Genomic DNA, 18,958 nt, shown 5'->3' on the forward strand with positions numbered 1-18,958 from the left:
GGAGGTGGGCGATCCCCAAGCCTCCGGTCGCCGACGCTCCCGGCTCGCCGCGCGTTCGAACACACAAGTCCCGTCACGCCCGGCGTCACTCCACCAGGGAGACGCCGACGCCGCCCTGGAAGATCCGCTCCAGGCACAGCCGCATGTTGTTGATGCGGTTCTCGTAGGTCCCGGTGATGATCTGCGACTCGGGGATGGTCGTCGCCGCGCCGAGGAGCCCGGTCCCGCGGGCCGGCACCGTGGGCGTGCCCGGCCCGGTCCCGCCGGCGGCCGCGACGTCGGCCAGGAACTGCAGCGCGGTGGGCCGGAACGTCGCGTCCGGGGCCAGGCCCGCGTCGAACAGGTCGCCGAACCCGATTGGGTACACCCGGCACGGCGCGTTCGGCAGGCTCAGCCCGCTGTCCCCGGAGGTGACCGGCGACATCGGCTTGCCCATCTGGGTGACGACCTCGACGGCCTTCTGGCCCGGGGTCTCGTCCCCGGTCCACGTCGCCTTGCCCTGGCCGGTCACCGAGAACGTCGAGTTGTACCCGGCCGGGTTGAACTTCACGTCCCGGTGCGCGTTGGGCACCCCGTCGGTCTCGAAGATGACCATCTTGCCGGCCCCGCGGCGGCCCTTCACCGTGCCGTACACGTTGGTCGGCAGGTTCGCCGACGGGGACAACAGGTTGAACGCGTACAGCAGCCCGGTGTTCGGGTCCGTGTACCCGTTGGCGTTGGGGAGCTCGTCGGCGGCGACCGAGTTGAACGACGCGTTGTACGGCCGCACCTCGCACGTCACCGACGACCCGCCGTTGGCCTGGTCGATGGTGTTCAGCAGCGACTTGGGGTAGAACAGCGCGTTCTTCAGGGACCGGAAGTTCTGCCCCATCGGCCGGCGGATCGAGTTGTGCCCGGGCCACCCGAACATGACCAGCCCGACGTAGTGGTTCGGGTGGTTGTTCCGAACGTCGTCGAGGGCCGAGTTCATCCCGGCCTTGAGCTGCCAGCAGTGGGCCTCGTGGCTCGTGCCCGGGAGCCAGTTGCTGTTCGACGTGTTGATGAACCCGATCATCGACAGCGGGCCGAACCAGAAGTGCAGCCGCGGGCGGTTCGGGCTGTCGCCGTACGACTGGTGCGGCTTGACCGCCGGCCACGTCCCGGTCGGCCCGGTCCACGCCTCCACGGTCGCGGTGCCCACGGCCCGGCCGCCCTTGCTCCAGTTGTCCGGGCTCCCGTACAGGTCGCCGCCGCTGTTGCGGTTGTTCGACAGGACGTAGTCGATGTACCGCCGCCACCACACCTTGTCGAGCACCTCCTGGGTGCCCCCCTTGCTGGTGTCCACGTCGTTGGGAATGGACGTGTAGTACACGACGTGCCCGGCCCGGAGGTTGGGCGGGAGCGTCTGCGGGCCGCTCTTGATCCACTTCAGCACCGCCGGGTAGTCCACCTGCCACCGGACGATCTTCGGCACCGGCGGCGGCGACGGGGGCTTCGGCGGCTGCGGCGGGCCGGGCGGCTTCGGCGGTTGCGGGGGCTGGGGCGGCTGCGGCGGCTTCGGCGGCTCCGGCTTGGGGATCGGCTTCTCGCTCTGGCGGGTGCGGAGCCGCCGCCCGCGGGCGGGGCGAACGGGGCCGTCGTCCGTGTCGTCCTCAGCGTCGGCGTCCGCGACGGCCAGGTCGAACGGCTGATCGGCCGCGCCCACCTGGGTGATCGGCACGCTCCCGGCCAGCACCGGGCCGTCGCCGCGGTTCAGCAGGTACGCGTTGATCCCGTTGGGCACGTCCGGGTCCTGCGGGTCGAACCGGACCGTCTTGGTCCCGTCGAACCGCACGAAGAACCGCCGCCGCCAGTCGCCGGCGACGTAGTTGGCGTCGCCCGGCTGGCCGACCGGGGTGCGGGGGTCGGGCGGCCAGACGAAGAACGTCTTGCCCCAGTACCCCGGCCCCATCGAGTACCCCTTGAACGTGTCCTCCGCGGCGACCTGCTCCGAGAAGGTACCCGGTTCCAGCGGCGTCTGGCTCGCCCCCCGGGTCGCGCGGTACTTCGCGACGTCCAGGTCGTACCCGTACTGTTCCCAGGCCGGGTCGCGGAACCGGGCCAGGGGCACGGTCCCGATCTTCCCGCCGCTGACGGTGTACCCGAGCAGTTCGGCGGCGGAGGCGGCCGCCCGCTTGGTGCCGGTCCACGTGGTGTCGGCCTTGTCGATCGCCCCGTCGGTCCGCCGCAACCGGTCGCCGACGTAGGTGACGCCCCCCGCGTCGGTCATCGTGCCGAACGACCCGGGGGCGGGGGTCGGCCCCTTCGGGGTCGCCTCGGTCCCGACGTGGAACGCGTTGTACCCGGCGAAGTCGTAGGTCGGCGGGGCGTACGCGGCCGGGTTCCCGCCGGACTCGGGCGGGCTCCACCGGTGGAACGCGTTCTTCAAATTCGGATACCCGCCCACGAGGGACAGCGGGTACGCGGGGGTCGCCGGCGCGGCAACGTTCGACGGGTCGAAGTGGAAGTCCCGGATGACCGCCGGGCCGCCGTTGGTGGCGATGCAGAAGTTGTTCTGCGGGATCGACTCGCCGTCGCCGTTCGACTGGTTCTGGGTGGCCCGGAGGGCGCTCGCCCCGTTCCCGTTGCCGACCGGGGCGTTGGCGTAGTGCCCGAACGCCGGCACCAGGTTGTCGGGGTTCATCGAGCGGTTCTTGTAGTTGAACGTGCTCCCGTTGGCCATCGACCCGGTCATGTCGAGCACGAACGCCACGTCGATCGGGCGGAACACGGCGGTGGCCTTGGCCCCGACCGGGAGCCCGTTGACCCCGAGCACCCGCATGAAGTACGTCGGCTGGTTGGTGAGGAGCGTGACCCGGATCGCGGTCCACGACGCCCCCGGGGCGGGGACCGCGGGGCCGGCGGTCACGTCGGTCCAGGCGGCGACCCGGAAGATCTGGGCCGTGGTGTCGTAGAGGTACTGCCCGGCCTCGATCTTCTGGATGTTGGCGGCGGTGAACGCGTGGTTCAGGAACCGGTTCGAGGTGACCGCGGCCTTCCCCTTGGCGATCGCCGGGCCGATGTTGTTGGCGACCGCGGCCGGCTTGTTGTGCAGGGTCCGGCACGCGGCCAGGGCGGCCGCGTCGGCCGCGTTCTGGCTCTGGGTCCGGGTGACGGCCACGACCCCGAGGTCGACGGCCAGGCCGACGAACCCGAACAGGCCGACGAGGCACACCGCGAGGAGGGGGAGGATGGTGCCCGTTCGCTGCCGAGTGGGGGGGCGATAGAGCAAGGCTCGCTCCTTCAGAGGTGGTGCCGGTTCGCCTCTCGCGGGCCGGGCCGTCGGGGCTGGGTGAGAGGTGACCCTCAGTACCGACGGCCGCGTCCTTCTCGGGCTCAATCTTTGCCCGTGAGAGGAACGTGATATTAGCCTTCTACGTCAGAATGTCTCCAGAGAAATCCGACAGTTGCGGGTCGTTTCACGATATCTTCACATTATTTGGAGGCAATAATCGATTGCGGGCGAGTGTCTTGAGTACCTAAAGTGATTCCGGTAAACAAGATGTGTTTCAGATCACGGAACGGGAAATGTAAGTAAACACCAAGTAGTTGTCAATCGGTTAAATGCCGCGCACCCGAGCGCGGGCGGGTGGACGCCGTGCGGAGGAGCAACTTCGGTCGCTGGCAGAGGCGGGAGCACCACGGGCCGCGGCGCTCCCGGCTCTGCCGCACGGGCACCGCCGGGTCACACCGAGTTCGATTGATACGTGGGTGTTCTTGAGCCGGCCGCTGTGAGGCCGGGCCTGTGCGAGCCCCCGAGCACCGGCCTCGGAGAGGCCGGCTACTGGAATACATCAACCAGACTCGGTTAGGAGTTACGCAGTTGGGCTCGGATCTGCTTGCTTTTGGTGGGGCAGACATTCGTGTCTGCCTCGTGAGGCGGTTGGAGGCAGACACGAATGTCTGCCCCACCAACCCAACCGCGTAACTCCTCTCGGTATCACTCCGTAACGCAGAAGCACGACGACGGGAGCTTCACGTCGGCCCGCTTCCAGACCTCAGTGAACTTCGCCTTCGCCTTTTCGGCTTCGTCCTTCTTGCCCTGCGCGTCGAGGCTGGCGGCGAGCCCGTACAGCGACCAGCCGTTGTCGGGCCAGCGGCGCAGGTCCTCGCGGTACACGGCCTCGGCGGCGGCTGCCTTCTTGTCGCGGAGCAGCACCGCCCCCAGCGCGTGCCGCGTCGGGACGAACCAGTCCGGCGGCTCGGAGTACCGGAGCTTGTCCTCGCGGGCGACCGCGGCTTCGAGCGCCTTCGCTGCGTCGCTGAGCTTCCCCTCGCGGAGCAGGATCTCGCCCCGGAGGTTGTCGCTCGCGACGGCGAGCACGTCGGCGGCGAGGTTGTTGCCGAACGTCGCGCCCTCGGGGATCTTCGCGGCCGCGGCCTTGAACGCGGCCTCCGCGGTGCGGGCGTCGTCGAGCTTGCCCTTCGCGGCGAACGCCACGCCGCGGCTGTAGTGCCGCATCGCACGGGCGATCGGGAAGATCTCCGCCGGCTCCGGCTCCTTCAGGATGTCGTCCCACCGGCCGAACCGCTTGAGGACCTCGAGCGGCTGCGCGACGAACCCGTCGGCGATGGCGGCGTTCTCCTTCACCGCGAGCCACTCCTTCGGCACGCCGGCGGTCATCTCGCGGATGTGGTTGAGCGCGAGGTCCGACCGCCCCTGCATGACCGCGGCGTACGCGAGCATGTGGTAGTTGTGGGCCATGTACAGCCGGTAGAAGCCCTGCTCGGGGACGGTCTTCTGGTACGCGCGGTCGGCGGCGATGGCCCCGCGGTTGGCCTCGACGGCCTCGTTCCACCGGCCGCGGCGGATGTCGATGTGCGACGGCATGTGGAGCAGGTGCCCCAGTGCCGGCTGCGCGCCGCGGAGCCGGTCGGCCGCGTCGTCGGCCTTCCCGGGCTCGGGCGACGCCTCGGTCGCGTGGATGTAGAGGTGGTTGGCGAGCGGGTGGTCGGGGTTGGCCTTCCGCACGGCTTCGAGCACGCGGAGGATCTCGGGCGTCTCGGGGGCCGGCTTGCCGTCGGCGGTCCACAGTTCCCACGGCCGCAGGTTCATGAGCGACTCGGCGTACAGCGAGCCGACGTCGGCGTCTTTCGGGTGCGCCTCGAACGCGGCCCGCATCGCCTCGGAGTACGCCTTTTCGAGCGGCTTGATGTCCTTCGGGAGCGGGTCGGCGTAGCGGCTGTTCAGCGCCTCGATGAGCGCCTTGTTCGCGGGGGATTCCGCTTTGCTCTTCGCGCGGGCGGCCTTCGCCGCGTCGTAGGCGACCTTGGCCCGCTCGGGCGGGAAGCTCGGGTTGTTGTAGTTCACCCCGCTCGCGAGCGCGACGCCCCAGTGCGCCATCGCGCAGTCGGGGTCGAGCTCGGCGGCGCGGCGAAACGCGCGGACCGCCTCGTCGTGGTTGTAGGCGAACATGAACATGAGCCCCTGGTCGAAGTACCGCTGGGCCTCGGGCTTGCTGGTGGCGACGGGCCGCGTGTGCTTGCCGAGCCCGTCGAACAGCGGGACCGCGGGCGGTTTCGGTGCCTCGGCCGGACACAGGCCCGCGACCGCCGCGAGAGCGAACAGGGACCACGGAGCGAACTTCATGGCGAACTCCTCGGGCGACAACTTGGGTGTCCGATGTTTTAGCGAGGTGCGCAGCGGTCCGCGGGTTCAGCGTCCCTGGTGGGGCAGACATTCGTGTCTGCCTCCCGAGGCGTTTGGAGGCAGACACGAATGTCTGCCCCACCAAAGAAAAGTCGTCAACGCGAACCGTGCCGTCAATCGAGCTGTGCGGCCCCGCTCGCGGCCGGGTCGTAGGGCTCGATCCACTGGATGAGTTCGATGCGGTTGCCGTCCGGGTCGTGGACGAAGAACCGGTCGCAGTGCGGGATCGGGCCGGTTTCGAGGACCTCCACCCCCAGGGCGCGGCAGTGCGAGCGGGCGGCGCTCACGTCGGCGACCCGCAGCGCGAAGTGCCGCGGGCTGCGGGTGTCCGGCTGCGGCTTCTGGAGCAGGTGGAGCGTCTGCCCGGCCCCGAGGTCGAACCACAGCGCGACGAAGTCGAACGTCTTCGGCTTCGGGACCTCCGGCAACCCCAGCACGGTCCGGTAGAACCACCGGGCTTTCGCCAAATCGGTGATCAGAACCGAACAATGATCGAGGGCCGTACAACGAATACCAGTCATTGGGAGGCTCCACGCAGCCGCGGTGGGACGACATGAGCTTTTTGCGACTGAAGACGACGGAGTGCAAGGTCGGCGTGGTCGGCCTGTACAACAGCGGCAAGACCGTGCTGCTGACGTCGTTGATAAACCACCTGCAGGACCACGACCAAGACCGCTTCCCGCTCGGGTCGAAGGCGACGCGGCTCCGCAAGTTCGCGGTGGTGCCGCCCGACGCCGGCTGGGCTGCGTTCAACTACGCCGGCCACCGCGACGCGCTCGTGGGCGCCGGGAAGTGGCCGTCGAAGACCACCGACCGGTCGCAGTTCGCCTGCCGGTTCGAGCGGTCCGACTGGACGTTCAGCGACACGCTGCTGAAGCTGTACGACCTCCCCGGCGAGCGGATCGCCGACGCCGGCATGGTCGGCCGCGACTTCACCGGGTGGTCCGAGAAGGTGCTCGCGCTGTTCGTCAACGACACGGGCTACCGCGCCTGCACGACCCCGTTCCTCGACGCGATCAAGAGGCCGGGCGCGACCGCCGCCGAGTTGCTCCACGCCTACAAGCTGTCGCTCGCGAACCTGATCCTGAACTTCAAGCCGCTCGTGTCGCCGTCGACGTTCCTGCTCGACGTCCACGGGAGCGCCGCCCGACCCGACACGCCCGAGGCCCTCGCCGCGACGCGGTTCAGCGGGGCCGACGCGGAGAACCAGTTCTGCCCGCTGCCGGCCGACCTGCGGACCCCCGGCACCGAACTGTTCGACTCGTTCTCGTTCCGCTACGACCGGTACGTCGAGCGGGTCGTCGAGCCGACGATCGTGGCGTTCCGGTCGTGTACCGCGCTCGTGGTGCTCGTGGACGTGACGATGCTCCTGGCCGGCGGCGTCGGCATGTACGACGACAACCGGCAGATCGTCCGCGACCTGTTCGACGTGCTGTCGCCCGGCGAGAACGCGGTGTTCGGCCCGGTGCTGCGGGGGCTCAGCAAGGTGCTGCTCCCGCACCAGTGGCGGCCGGGGTGGATCACGCGCGTCGCGTTCGCCGCGCCGAAGATGGACCTCGTCCACCCCGCCGACCGCGACCGGATGCTGATGCTGTTGCGGCGGATGGCGGAGCGGTACGCCGCGGATCGCGACGGGCTGAAGTACGACTTCTTCAACCTGTCGTCGGTGGTCTCGACGCGGGCGCTGCCGCTCGAAGCCGGCGGCCGGGTGCTGGTCGGCACGCCGCTCCGCGGGGCCGACGGCCGCAAGATCCCGCCCGGGGCCGAGCAGCGGTTCACGGTGAGCGAACTGCCCGACGACTGGCCGCTGGCGTGGGCACCGGGGGCGTACTCGTTCCCCGAGGTGTACCCGCGAATGCCGGCCCGCAAGGACTACCCGCCCGACCAGGTGAACGTCGACCGGCTGGCGACGTTCGTGATCGAGTGAGTGGTGAGTGGGCAGTACCGGAAGCCACGAGGCACCCGGTGTAGCCGCGGATGCGGCGACCGAGGGTAGCCAGGGGTGGAGCGAGTCTTCGAGCGCGACCCCTGGTCCGGGGAGCAAAGGGAACGCAGCCCCGGAGGGGCGACAGAACCCCGGGGCGATCCGCCTCGCGCCGGGGACCAGGGGTTTGCCCGAAGCGGGCCGCACCCCTGGCTACCCTCGGTCGCCGCTCCGCGGCTCCAAACCACTGCCCACCGCCCACTCACCACTCACGGCCGGTACACGAACTCGTGCGTGTTGAACATCACGACGCACAGGTCGGCCAGGGCTCGCGTGCGTGCCGCGTCGGTGCCCGGCGGTAGCGACTTCGGGTCGAGGCCGATCGGCTGGTTCGCCTTCATGCGGCCGCGGATCGTTTCGGCCTGCGCGTCGAGGAACTCGACAGCGAGCTTCACTTCTTCGGCCCGCGGTGGCCGGCCTACGGTCCTCCGATAGAGCGCCTCCAACTGCTTCGCGGTGTCGGCGTGCTCCTTCACGAGCGCGACGGCGAGCGTACGGCCCTGCTCCTGCACGAACGGGCCGTTCATCAGGATCAGCGCCTGCGGGGCGGACGTGCTGACCGGCCGGAACGCGCAACTGTTCAGCGTGTCCGGCTGGTCGAGCGCCTCCAGCAGCGGGAGCCGCACGTTCCGCTTGTTGAACAGGTACAACGACCGCCGCGTGTGTTGCGTCGCGTCGGGCGTGACCGGCCACAGTCCGTCGGGCTCGCCCTCGGTGAAGATCAGGTCGTACACCTCGGGCTCCAGCGGCACCTTCACCGACGGCCCGCCGACCTGCCGGTTCAGCGTGCCGGCCGCCGCGAGCACCGCGTCGCGCACCGCCTCCGCTTCGAGCCGCCGCCGCGACATCTTCCAGAGCAGCGCGTTGTCGCTGTCGAGTTTCGCGCCGTGGGTCGTGGTGCTGGACTGACGGTACGTGGCCGACGTGACGATCAGGCGGTGGAGGTGCTTGAGGGACCACTTGCGTTCCACCAGTTCGCACGCGAGCCAGTCGAGCAGTTCGGGGTGCGTCGGCTTGTCGCCGCGGAGCCCGAAGTCGTTGGGCGTCGCCACGATCCCGCGGCCGAAGTGCGACTGCCACACGCGGTTCGCCACGACGCGGGCCGTGAGCGGGTGGTCGGGCCGCGTCAGCCACTTCGCGAACTCGATGCGGTTCTTGGGCGCGTTCTCGCCGGTCACCAGAACTCGCGGGAACCCCGGGCCGACGGCGAGCGTGCGGCGGTTCACGTCGCCGCGCTTCAGCACGAACGCCTGCGCCGGGGTGCCGGCCGACGCGACGGCCCACGCCGCGGCGGTCGGCGGCGGTAGCCGCGCTTCGAGTGCGTGGATCTGCTCGCGGAGCTTCGTGCGGGCCTCGCGGTCGGCCGGCGACAGCGCCGCGACGACCTCGTCCCAGGTCACCTTCAGCAGCGTGTTGGCCTGCGACGCGAGCGTCTTCTGCTCGACGGTCCGCTTGTCGGCCGGCGTGTCGAGCGCGTCGCGGAACTTCGGCTCCAGCTTCTCGCGCTTGGCCTTTGCGATCCGGTCGCGGTACGGGGAGTCGAGCGCCGCCACCTTCGCCTTGAGCGGCGAAATCAGCGCGCCGAGCGCGTCGGCGTCCTTCTTGCGCTGGGCCTGCTCGGCCGGCGACGCGAACTCGAAGTCGAGGTACGCGGTCGGGGTGAAGAACGCCTGCATGCGGTAGTAGTCGCCGGCCGAGAACGGGTCGAACTTGTGGTCGTGGCACCGGGCGCACCCGACCGTGAGGCCGAGGAACGCGGACCCGACCCCGTTGACCATCTCCGTGAGCCGCTCCTGCCGCAGCACCTCCGCGTCCTGGTTCCCGCCGACCATGTGGGCCGGCCCGCACCGGTGCATCCCGCTCGCGATCAGTGCGTCGACGCCCGCACTCGGCCGCCGGAACGGTGCGAACAGCGCCCACCCGGTCGCGTTCTTCGCCCGCGACGCCTCGGCCTTCCAGAGTTCGTCGCCCGCGAGTTGCTCGGTCAGGAAGCGGTCGTAGGGCAGGTCGCTGTTGAACGCCGCCACGACGTAGTCGCGGTACCGCCAGGCGTGCGGCCGCTCGCCGTCGGCCTCGTACCCGTTCGACTCCGCGAACCGCACCACGTCGAGCCAGTGCTGCGCCTGCCGCTCGCCGAAGTGCGGGCTCGCGAGCAACCGATCGACGACCTTCTCGTAGGCGTCCGGTGCCGCGTCGTTAACGAACGCTTCCACTTCCGCCGGCGTGGGCGGCAGGCCGGTGAGGTCGAGCGTGACGCGACGGATCAGCGTGACGCGATCGGCCTCGGGCGACGGCTTCAACCCGACCGCGTCGAGCTTCGCGCCAACGAACGCATCGACGGGGTTCCCCGCGGCCGGCGCCTTCGGCCGCACGGGCGGCTTGAACGCCCAGTGCTCGCGGTCCGCGGGAAGGAGCTCGGGATCGGCGTACTTCTCCTGGCCGCCGACGGGCGCGACGAGGGTGAGTGCGAGGAGCAGGAGTGCGAGACGCGGCATCGGGTCGGCTCCGCGGTGGGTAGACGCCCACAGTACCCGCGGACCGGTCCGGAAGGCAAGGACCGACACGGGGCTGCTATCTTTCGACCGCACAGTTGGGCAGCGCCCGTTTGAGGGCCGCGACCCCCTCGTCCGTCACCCGTGTACGGGCCAGCGTCAGGGAGGTCAGCGCCGGGAGCGCGATCAGTTCCTTCAGCCCGTCGTCCGACACCTCCGTGTCGTTGAGTGCGAGCACGGACAGTTTTTTGAGGGGGACCAACTCCTTCAGGCCCGTGTCGGTGACCTTGCTACGCCCCAGGTACAGGGCGGTCAGGTGCGGGAACGTCGCGACGGTCGCGAGGCCGCCATCGGACATCTCGGTGAACGCGAGGTTGAGGGCGGCGAGGTTCTTGAACCCGGCCAGTTCCTTCACCGCCGCACTGGTCGCCCGTGTCCCTCGCAGGTCGAACGCGACGACGTCGTCCGGGCCGCTCGGCCGCCGGCCCTTTGGGCCGGTCGCCGCCTTGAGCGCGTGGAGCACGCCGCCCGCCCGCAGTGCGGCGAGCGACTTGTCGGTAACGTTCAGGTCGGTGAGGACGAGCGAGTTCAACTTCTTGAACTGAGCGAGGTGCCCCAGCCCCGCGTCGGCCAGCGGGACGAGGGACAGATCGAGGTGCGTGAGGTTCCTCAGCGGTGCGAGGTCCTTGAGGCCCTTTTCCGTTACCCGGGCGAACCGGAGGTTGAGCGAAGTGACCTCGTCGGCGCGGGCGGCCCGCGACCCCTCGGCGGTCGTGGCGGCCGGGAGCGCGTGGAGGAGGTTCGCCTCCCGCAGCGCCGCGAGCGTGTCGTCGGACACCTCCGTGCTGAGCGTCACGAGCGTCAACTTCTTCAGGGGAGCCAGTGCCTTCAACCCCGCGTCGGTGACGCGCGTCCCCGAGACGTTCAGAGTTGTGAGGCTCGCCAGCGGTGCGAGGTCCTTCAGCCCCGCGTCGGAGATCGGGTTCCGGCTGACGTCGAGGGCGGTGAGTCGCGTGAGCGCCGCGAGGTCTTTGAGAGAAGCGTCGGTCAGGTTCGCGTCGCGGGCGGTGAGCGACGTGAGGCTCGCGAGCCGCCCGACCTCCTTGACGTGGGCGGGCGACAGCTTGGCCCTGCCGACGTCGAGGGACGTGACGGCCTTGAGCCTCCCGAGGTTGCGGAAGTCGTCGTCCGAGAGCGGGACCGTGAGGCCGCTCAGGTCGAGGGCGGTCACCGCCTTCGCGGGCGAGGCGTCGCGGGCCACCGTCCCGCCCCACCGCTCGACGGTTCGGGCGACGCGGGCCTCGTCGCGCGGGTCCGGCAGTGACCCGTCCCGTTTCGGTGCCGGGGGCAGCAGGGGCGCGGGGCCGGGGGCGGCCGGCTCCGGTTCCGGTGTCTCCGGTGGTTTCGGCTTCGCGCAACCGACGACCCAGATCGACAGGACGAGAACACTCACGGCACGCGACATGGCGGCCTCCGGGCACGAGCGGCCGATCGAAATGGCTCTGCGACGTTCAGACGCTCGCCGGCTATCAGCGTTTCACGCTTCTGGCAGCACCGCGTGCGGTTCGGCGAAGATCGCGGGGACGCCGCCGGTGTGGATGAACACCAGCGCGCTCCCGGGGCGATATTTCCCCGCACGCACGTCCGCTATCAGTGCGGCCAGCGCCTTCGCCGAGTAGACGTGGTCGAGCAGGATCGCCTCCGTCGTCGCGAGCACCTTCAGCGCCTCGCGGCCGCCGGGGGAGGGGTGCCCGTAGCCGGGGGCGACGTGCGACTCGTCCGCGTCAATGTCGGCGGCGGTGAGGCGGTGCGGGAGCCCGAGGCGCGCGGCGGCGGCGTTCGCGTCCTCGGCCATCCGCGTCGGGATGTGCCACGGCCAGTGCATCGGACAGATGAGCCGGGCCTTGCAGTCCCAGCCCAGCAGCGCCTTCCCGAGCGCGACGCCGGCCCCGGTCGCACCCGCGGACGACACGTAGAGCGCGTCGGGCGTCACGCCCCGCGCCGCGAGTTGCTCGGCGATCTCCGCGACGCACAAAGCATAGCTCACGGACGACAGCGGGACCACCCGCGGCGGGTGCCAGAAGTACGGGGTGCGGCCGGCGGCGCGGAACTCGTCGGCTTTTGCAGCCAGCAGCGCGTTCAGTTCGGGGCCGATCGCGTCGTCGGTGAACTCGACGTGCGCGCCGACGAGGTAGTCGAGCAGGAGGTTCCCCTGCGGTTCCGTTCGGTGGTGGGCGCGGCTCAGGTACAGGCGGCACTCCAGGCCGAGCTTCGCGCACCCGGCGGCCGTCTGGCGGCAGTTGTTCGACTGCACCCCGGCCCCCCACACGACCAGGTCGCACCCCTGGTCGACCGCGTCGCCGAGCAGGAACTCGTTGTGGCGGGCCTTGTTGCCGCCGAGGAGGAGCCCCGTGCAGTCGTCGCGCTTCACGAACACGCGGACCCCGCCGCCGATCTTCGCGGCGAACCGCGGAACCTCTTCGAGCGGCGTGGGCAGGTGCGCGAGCCGGGCACGCGGGAGCTTGTCCACCGCGGCGCGGAGTTCGGCCGGCGTCAGGGGCGGGTGCGACATGCGGTCACCTCGGGGAAACGGTCCGGCTATTCTCGCCGCCGCGGGTCCGGCGGCCACAGCGGTTCGGTATCGATCCGGGCGGAACCCATCGGCACCGCCGATGCGCAACGAACGGGCTTTGCGATGTAAGCGCGGGCACCCACGCGAAGAATACCTGTGGCGGGGGGCAACGACCCGCCGCCCCCGCCGGGTTCGCTTCTGTCGAGTTTTCGGGCAAACCGCTCAAGTTGTCGCGCAACTTCGCCGACGACTGACCTTCTTTTCTTGAGCGGTGCCGGGTACTACCAGAACCGGAAAGAACGAATCGAATTCCGCGTCGGGTGTATCGAATAAGTAGTTGAGGCGAGCCACCGAACCTGGTCCGCGTGTCGGGTGTCCGAAGTCCGACCGGTCCTGAATTAACCGGACACGGGAGCGGGCCTGAATCCGAGAAAACCAGGCCCCGCGACATTCCGCCGCGGAAGGCGCTTCTAGAATGGGTTAGCGATAAGGGGTGCTGGCGACCCCATCACCACACACCGGGAGCCGAGATGAGCAACACGCCCAATCGTGCCACCAACCCGGCAGGGAAGCCGAAGAAGAAGGACGTGGCCCTGGACCTGACCACCGCCCGGCAGATGCTCCCGCTCGTGAAGAGCATCGTGTCGGACATCATAAATTCCCGCCAGACCCTCAGCCGCCTCACGCCCGAGCAGGAGCGGCTCGACCGCCACCGCCGCGACCTCGTCTGGCAGGAGCGGCAGCGCCGCTACCAGGTCCGCGACGAGATCGCCGTCGTCGAGCAGGTGCTCCAGACCGCCGAGGGCGAACTCGCCGGCCTGGGCGTGAGCCTGATCGACGAGGACGCCGGCGAGGTGGACTTCCCCACCAAGATCAACGGCCGCCCTGCGGCCTACACCTGGCGGTTCGGCGACGCCGTCGTCGCCCACTGGCACTACCAAGGCGAGGAGCAACTCCGCCCCATCCCCACCGACGGCGGGGACCAGAACATGACCGCCGCGTCACCCGTCCGCTACCGCGGCAACCCGTGACGCCGAACGGAACCTGAACAACACGCACGGGCGGCCAACTCACGTTGGTCGCCCGTGCGGCGTTTCCAGACCTCACTCGCTCTCGTCCGCCTCATCGTTTCGGATTGGTTCCGGCCGCACACGACTGAACCCGCCGTCGCAAACTGCGGCCACGGGCCATGTTACTCGAACTGACGATCTTTCTTACGGTCTTGTGTGGTTGATTCCGGACTTCAGAATGGTTCCGGGCGAGGGGTGTGCCTCTCGTCTGGAACCAATAAGATCTGTTAGATCGACGCAGGGCTCACGCCTCGGCGTTGATGGTGTCGATGAGCTGCCGCAGGCGGCCGATGCCGTGCCGGTCGAACCGGAACTTGAGCCGCGGGAGCTTCGCCAGATCGGGCTCGTTGGCCTCCTCGGGCAGCGCCGCGACCTGCTCGAACTTGCCGCCCGCGAGGATGTCGCCGAACCCCCACTGGACCCGCTCGAGCGTGCGGTCGGTGAGCCCGGTGCGGAGCCGCAGGAGCAGGTTCCCGCGGACGTACCGCATGCTGTGGTACACGCGGTAGAAGTTGGTCACCTCCTTCACCGCGTCCTCGACCGAGTCGGTGACGCGGAACAGGCTCAGGTCGTGCGGGGAGATGTACCCGCGGGTCAGGAGCGCGTCCTCGACGAACCGCTGCCACAGCTTCCAGTAGCACCCGCCGGGCTCGTCCACCATTACGATCGGGAAGATGTGCGACTTGCCGGTCTGCACCAGGGTGAGCGCCTCGTAGGCCTCGTCGTGGGTGCCGAACCCGCCCGGGAACAGGACGACGGCGTCGGCCTCCTTGATGAACATGAGCTTGCGGGTGAAGAAGTACCGCAGCGTGACGAGCTTCGGGTCGCCGTGGACCACCGGGTTGGCCGACTGCTCGAACGGGAGCAGAATGTTGAGGCCGAAGCTGCGGTCGCGGCCCGCCCCCTTGTGCCCGGCCTCCATGATCCCGCTGCCGGCCCCGGTGATCGCCATCCACCCCTCTTCGACGATCCGCCGGCCGAACACCTCCGCGGCGGCGTAGGCCGGGTGGTCGGGCTTCGTGCGGGCGGACCCGAACACGACCGCCTTGCGGGTGCCGCGGTACGCGGCGAACACCTTGAAGCAGTACCGCAACTCGCGGACCGCGGTGGCGACGAGCTTCACGTCGCCGCGGGCGGCCCCGTCGCGGAGCAGCTTGTCGGCCGTCTCCTTGATCTGCGTGGCGAACTCGTCGGCCCTGGCGGTCGGGCGGCCGCTCCGCACGGCGGCCTCGGCGGGCTCGGGGTCAACGACGGCGTCGAACGGGGTGGGCGGGAGAGAGGAATCCATGGTGTGGGCCGCACGGCGGTGAACGGGGGTCCGTAAACGCACCCCATTCTACGCGCGCTCCACGTCTTCCGAGCCACGGGGCTTGCCCCCCGTGGTGCCTGGCGCACGCTGCCACCACGGGGGCAAGCCCCGTGGCTCGACAGCGATCTCCACTACTTCGCGTCGGCGACCGCGGGGACGGGCAGTTCGGGTACCGGGGCGGCCCGGCGGGCGGCCGTCAGGAGCGGCTGCGGGTAGACGCCGAAGAACACCGTCGCGCCGGCCAGCGCGACCGAGGCCATGAGCGTGGGCACGGCCCGTGAACCGACGAGCGGGGTGAGGGCGGTGCGGAGGTACATGACCCCGACGACGCGGAGGTAGTAGTACGCGCCGACCGCGGAGTTCACCGCCGCGACGACCGCGAGCAGCCGGTACAGGTTCCGCATCGCCGCGGTGTCGGCCGGGGCGGTGAACGTGCCGATGAACAGCAGGAGCTTGCCGGCGAACCCGGCCGTGAGCGGCAGGCCGATCAGACTGAGCAGGAACACGGTCATCACCCCGGCCGAGATCGGGTGCGTCTTCCCGAGCCCGGCGAGGTCGTCGATCGCGCCGACCTCGCGGGCCGGCGTGCTGAGGTACAGGATGACCGCGAACGCGCCGAACGTCATCAGGGCGTAGGCGACGAGGTACACGAGTAGGGCGTCGACCCCGCCGACCGTCGGGCCGATGACGCGGGCGGCCCCGTCGATCTTCACCACCTGGCCCGCGGCCTCGGGGAGCGAGCACGCGACGACCACGCCCATGAGCATGTACCCGCCGTGCGCCACGCCGGAGTACGCCAGCATCCGGCGGACGTTGTCCTGCAGCAGCGCCAGCACGTTGCCGACGGTCATGGTCAGGATCGCGAGGATCCACAGCAGCAGCGGGAGCTGCGTGGCGGTGTCAAACGGGAGGTGCCGCACGTCCGCCCCGAACAGGCCGAGCAACCGGGCGAGAGCGGCCAACCCGGCGACCTTCGGCAGCACCGCCAGCATCGCGACCACGCCGGCCGGCCCGCCCTCGTACACGTCCGGGGCGTAGAAGTGGAACGGCACGGCGGTGATCTTGAACCCGATCCCGGCGACCACCAGCACGATGCCGACCAGCGCCATCGACGACAGCGCCTCGGAGTTGGCCTTGGTCAAAGCGTCGGTGACGACCGCGAGGTTGGTGCTGCCGGTCAGTCCGTAGAGGTAGCTGAACCCGAACAGCAGCACGGCCGACGACAGCACGCTGAGCAGGAAGTACTTCGCGGCCGCCTCCTGGCTGGGCCGGGTGCGGGACGGGAGGTACAGCAGGACGTAGGTCGGGATGCTGATCAGTTCGAGCGCCAGGAACAGGCTGATGAGGTCGTTCGCCCGGCCGGTGAGCGACACGCCCGCCACCGCGACGAGGAGCGAGCCGTAGTACTCGGCGGCGTGCCCGCGGTTCACCTCGGGCCACGACAGGAACAGCAGCACCGCGCCGCTGATGAGCGCGACCCAGCGGATGAAGTTGGCGGCCGCGTCGGGCACGATCGGGGCGGCGGTGAGCACCTCGGGCGTCGGGGTCCGCACGGTGCCCGCGAGGACCATCGCCGCGATGACGCCGAGGAGCGACACGGTGAACCAGATCCAGCGGCGGTTGAAGGCGCTGCCGAACAGGAACACGACGCACGCCGTGCCGACCAGGGCGATCTCCGGGACGACGAGCCGGAAGACGCCGGTGAACGTGTGCTGCAACTGCGGGTCGGACAGCGGATTCACGGTTGGTTGGCCCTTGTTGCGGTTCGTCGGCACGAGAAGCGATGGCACGCGGATCGGGCGGATCAGAGCCGGGATTCAATACGGATCAGACAGCACCGACGTTCCGAGAACGGACTCCTCTCCGATCCTCTTCATCCTGCCTTTGATCCGCTTCGTCCGCGTCCCATCGCTTCGATCCCGGTCGCTCACGCTCCCGGCTCGCCAAAACTGTTACCTACCGGTCCGTCTTGCCCGTCTTCGGCGCGGGCGGCGGCTCGGCCGCCACGAGCACCCTGGTGGGCTTCGGGGCGCCGCCGACCCGGGCTCGGGCGTCGTCGCCGATGCGGGTCACGATGCGGACGTCGGCCTTCATGGTGTCGAGCACCGGCTGCGGGTACACCCCGAGCACGAAGCACAGCGCCGCCAGCGAGCCGAACGCGATCAACTCGCGGCCGGTCGCGTCGGCGGGCGGGGCCGCGCCGGGCGTCTCGGCCGGCGGCTCCTTGAGCGGGCTGAAGAACACACGCTGGAGCATCGTCATGATGTACCACGAACTCAGGAAGATGCTGAACGCCGCGATGCCGGCGAGCGCATAGTGGTGGTTCCCCGGCGCGTCGGCCCGGAACAGCCCGGCCAGCATCAGCATCTCGCTCACGAAGTTGTTCAGCCCCGGCAGGCCGACGCTCGCGAGGCACAGCACGAACGCCAGCACCGCGAAGTTCGGGAACCGGCCCATCATGCCGCCGAACTGCGTCATGCTCGTGGTGCGGTACCGGTCGGCGAGGAACGCGAGCAGCGCGAACACGGCCCCGGTGCTGAGCCCGTGGTTGACCATGTGCAGCACCGACCCGGCCACGCCCTCGGTGTTGAACGCGAAGACGGCCAGCACGACGAACCCGAGGTGCGACACGGAGCTGTACGCCGCCATCTGCTTCATGTCCTTCTGCGCGTAGGCACAGAGGGCCGCGTACACGATGCCGAACGCCGCGAGCGTGCCGACGACCGGGAGCCCGTAGGCGATCGCGGCGTCGGGCGTCAGCGGGAGCACGAACCTCAGGATGCCGAACGTGCCGAGCTTCGCCAGCACCGCGGACAGCAGCACGGTGACGCCGACCGGGGCCTCGCCGTACGCGCTCGGGAGCCAGGTGTGGAACGGGAAGATCGGGGTCTTCACCATGAACCCGGCCATGAGAGCGACGAACAGCCAGAGCTGCGTCTGGTGCAGGGCGGCGAGCTTCTCGGGCTTCCCGGCGAGCGCCTCGGCCTGCGCCGCGTGGAGCCAGTGCTGCACGTTGGCCATCAGGTCCGGGAGCGAGAACGTGATCTGGCCGGTCGTCGGGTCCGGGTTGGTCACGACCACGCCGATGACGCCGACGAGGGTGAGCAGGCTCCCGGCGAGGGTGTACAGGAAGAACTTGCGGGCCGCGTCGCGGCGGGCCGAGCCCTGGCCCCACCGGCCGATCAGGAAGAACGCCGGCACCAGCGTCAGCTCGAAGAACACGTAGAAGAGGATCACGTCGAACGAGAGGAACGCGCCCACCGCGGCCCCCTGCAGGACGAACAGCCAGGCGTAGAACGCGCCGCGGCGCTCGGTGACCGACTCCCACGACACGAGGACCGCCGGGATCACCATGAAGCTGGTGAGCGCGACGAGCCACAGGTTCAGGCCGTCCACCCCGACGAAGAACTGCACGAACGGCCCGGCCCGGCCGGCGCTGGGCGGCGTCGCGGTCAGGCTCATGAGGGTCCACGCGGTGCGGCCGTCGTCGCCGGCCCGCGCGCCCGGGACCATCGCCGGCTCGAACTTGGCGAGGTCGGTGCCCTGACCCGCGGAAATTTCGTCCCGGGTGGTCAGGTGCATCGACGCGATGGTGGCGAGGCTCGCCGTCAGCCCGAGGTGGACCAGGGCGAGCAGCAGGGCGACGCGGCGGCCCCGCTTCCCGAACAGGCTGACGAACAGCGCGGCGAGGAACGGGAACAGCACCACCAGCAGCACCAGGGTGCGGCCGGTCCGCGGGGCGGCGACGATCTCGTAGATCTTGTCCATGCGATCCTTACCTGGCACCGAGTCGCGTTGATCGGCGACTGTAGCCGGCCTCTGTGAGGCCGGGCCCGTGCGAGTCCCCCAGCACCGGCCTCACA

General features: G+C 69.9%; 11 protein-coding genes. 2 read left to right on the forward strand and 9 right to left on the reverse strand.

The features are described 5' to 3' along the window. Positions 1 to 85 precede the first annotated feature (85 nt). The 3 genes from ACTIGN_RS24195 to ACTIGN_RS24205 form a co-directional block, all read right to left on the reverse strand. The gene (locus ACTIGN_RS24195) at positions 86 to 3,250 is read right to left on the reverse strand and encodes a pilus assembly protein TadG-related protein (RefSeq protein WP_439628668.1); all 3,165 of its coding nucleotides are present in this window, start codon (positions 3,248 to 3,250) and stop codon (positions 86 to 88) included. Positions 3,251 to 3,958: 708 nt separating this feature from the next. After that, the gene (locus ACTIGN_RS24200) at positions 3,959 to 5,608 is read right to left on the reverse strand and encodes a tetratricopeptide repeat protein (protein WP_439628670.1); all 1,650 of its coding nucleotides are present in this window, start codon (positions 5,606 to 5,608) and stop codon (positions 3,959 to 3,961) included. A 173-nt stretch (positions 5,609 to 5,781) separates the two neighbouring features. Next, the gene (locus tag ACTIGN_RS24205; RefSeq protein WP_439628672.1) at positions 5,782 to 6,189 is read right to left on the reverse strand and encodes a VOC family protein; all 408 of its coding nucleotides are present in this window, start codon (positions 6,187 to 6,189) and stop codon (positions 5,782 to 5,784) included. Between the two features lie 32 nt (positions 6,190 to 6,221). On the opposite strand from ACTIGN_RS24205, the gene ACTIGN_RS24210 reads away from it, so the two are divergent. Continuing rightward, positions 6,222 to 7,595 carry a YcjX family protein gene (locus tag ACTIGN_RS24210; RefSeq protein ID WP_439628674.1) on the forward strand — a complete coding sequence of 458 codons (1,374 nt, stop codon included), beginning with the start codon at positions 6,222 to 6,224 and terminating at the stop codon, positions 7,593 to 7,595. A 266-nt stretch (positions 7,596 to 7,861) separates the two neighbouring features. Here ACTIGN_RS24210 and ACTIGN_RS24215 read toward each other — a convergent pair whose 3' ends face one another. From ACTIGN_RS24215 to ACTIGN_RS24225, 3 genes are all read right to left on the reverse strand, one after another. After that, positions 7,862 to 10,147 carry a DUF1549 and DUF1553 domain-containing protein gene (locus ACTIGN_RS24215; protein WP_439628676.1) on the reverse strand — a complete coding sequence of 762 codons (2,286 nt, stop codon included), beginning with the start codon at positions 10,145 to 10,147 and terminating at the stop codon, positions 7,862 to 7,864. A 76-nt stretch (positions 10,148 to 10,223) separates the two neighbouring features. Then, on the reverse strand, positions 10,224 to 11,609 hold the full coding sequence (locus ACTIGN_RS24220; RefSeq protein ID WP_439628678.1) for a leucine-rich repeat domain-containing protein: 1,386 nt from the start codon (positions 11,607 to 11,609) through the stop codon (positions 10,224 to 10,226). Between the two features lie 72 nt (positions 11,610 to 11,681). Next, positions 11,682 to 12,716, reverse strand: coding sequence for a 1-aminocyclopropane-1-carboxylate deaminase/D-cysteine desulfhydrase (locus ACTIGN_RS24225; protein ID WP_439628680.1), 1,035 nt, complete (start codon positions 12,714 to 12,716; stop codon positions 11,682 to 11,684). Positions 12,717 to 13,246: 530 nt separating this feature from the next. Between ACTIGN_RS24225 and ACTIGN_RS24230 the strand changes: the two genes are divergently transcribed. Beyond that, the gene (locus tag ACTIGN_RS24230) at positions 13,247 to 13,747 is read left to right on the forward strand and encodes a DUF2203 domain-containing protein (protein ID WP_439628682.1); all 501 of its coding nucleotides are present in this window, start codon (positions 13,247 to 13,249) and stop codon (positions 13,745 to 13,747) included. A gap of 283 nt (positions 13,748 to 14,030) precedes the next feature. On the opposite strand, the gene ACTIGN_RS24235 is transcribed toward ACTIGN_RS24230, so the two are convergent. The 3 genes from ACTIGN_RS24235 to ACTIGN_RS24245 all read right to left on the reverse strand — a co-directional run bounded on the left by ACTIGN_RS24235 (position 14,031) and on the right by ACTIGN_RS24245 (position 18,863). Then, positions 14,031 to 15,074, reverse strand: a complete 1,044-nt coding sequence (locus tag ACTIGN_RS24235; protein ID WP_439628684.1) for a TIGR00730 family Rossman fold protein — start codon at positions 15,072 to 15,074, stop codon at positions 14,031 to 14,033. A 152-nt stretch (positions 15,075 to 15,226) separates the two neighbouring features. Next, the gene (locus tag ACTIGN_RS24240; RefSeq protein ID WP_439628686.1) at positions 15,227 to 16,837 is read right to left on the reverse strand and encodes an NADH-quinone oxidoreductase subunit N; all 1,611 of its coding nucleotides are present in this window, start codon (positions 16,835 to 16,837) and stop codon (positions 15,227 to 15,229) included. Positions 16,838 to 17,051: 214 nt separating this feature from the next. After that, entirely contained in the window at positions 17,052 to 18,863 is a 1,812-nt protein-coding gene (locus ACTIGN_RS24245) for a complex I subunit 4 family protein (RefSeq protein ID WP_439628688.1), read from the reverse strand. Between the last annotated feature and the right edge of the window lie 95 nt (positions 18,864 to 18,958).

It is taken from the genome of Gemmata sp., from assembly GCF_051859125.1.
Taxonomy (GTDB): Bacteria; Planctomycetota; Planctomycetia; order Gemmatales; family Gemmataceae; genus Gemmata.

Bases quoted from the DNA above. Each gene is read 5' to 3' on its own strand.
- ACTIGN_RS24210 (WP_439628674.1), top strand. From the start codon at position 6,222: ATGAGCTTTTTGCGACTGAAGACGACGGAGTGCAAGGTCGGCGTGGTC.
- ACTIGN_RS24225 (WP_439628680.1), bottom strand. From the start codon at position 12,716: ATGTCGCACCCGCCCCTGACGCCGGCCGAACTCCGCGCCGCGGTGGAC.
- ACTIGN_RS24230 (WP_439628682.1), top strand. From the start codon at position 13,247: ATGAGCAACACGCCCAATCGTGCCACCAACCCGGCAGGGAAGCCGAAG.
- ACTIGN_RS24200 (WP_439628670.1), bottom strand. From the start codon at position 5,608: ATGAAGTTCGCTCCGTGGTCCCTGTTCGCTCTCGCGGCGGTCGCGGGC.
- ACTIGN_RS24215 (WP_439628676.1), bottom strand. From the start codon at position 10,147: ATGCCGCGTCTCGCACTCCTGCTCCTCGCACTCACCCTCGTCGCGCCC.
- ACTIGN_RS24205 (WP_439628672.1), bottom strand. From the start codon at position 6,189: ATGACTGGTATTCGTTGTACGGCCCTCGATCATTGTTCGGTTCTGATC.
- ACTIGN_RS24220 (WP_439628678.1), bottom strand. From the start codon at position 11,609: ATGTCGCGTGCCGTGAGTGTTCTCGTCCTGTCGATCTGGGTCGTCGGT.
- ACTIGN_RS24235 (WP_439628684.1), bottom strand. From the start codon at position 15,074: ATGGATTCCTCTCTCCCGCCCACCCCGTTCGACGCCGTCGTTGACCCC.
- ACTIGN_RS24245 (WP_439628688.1), bottom strand. From the start codon at position 18,863: ATGGACAAGATCTACGAGATCGTCGCCGCCCCGCGGACCGGCCGCACC.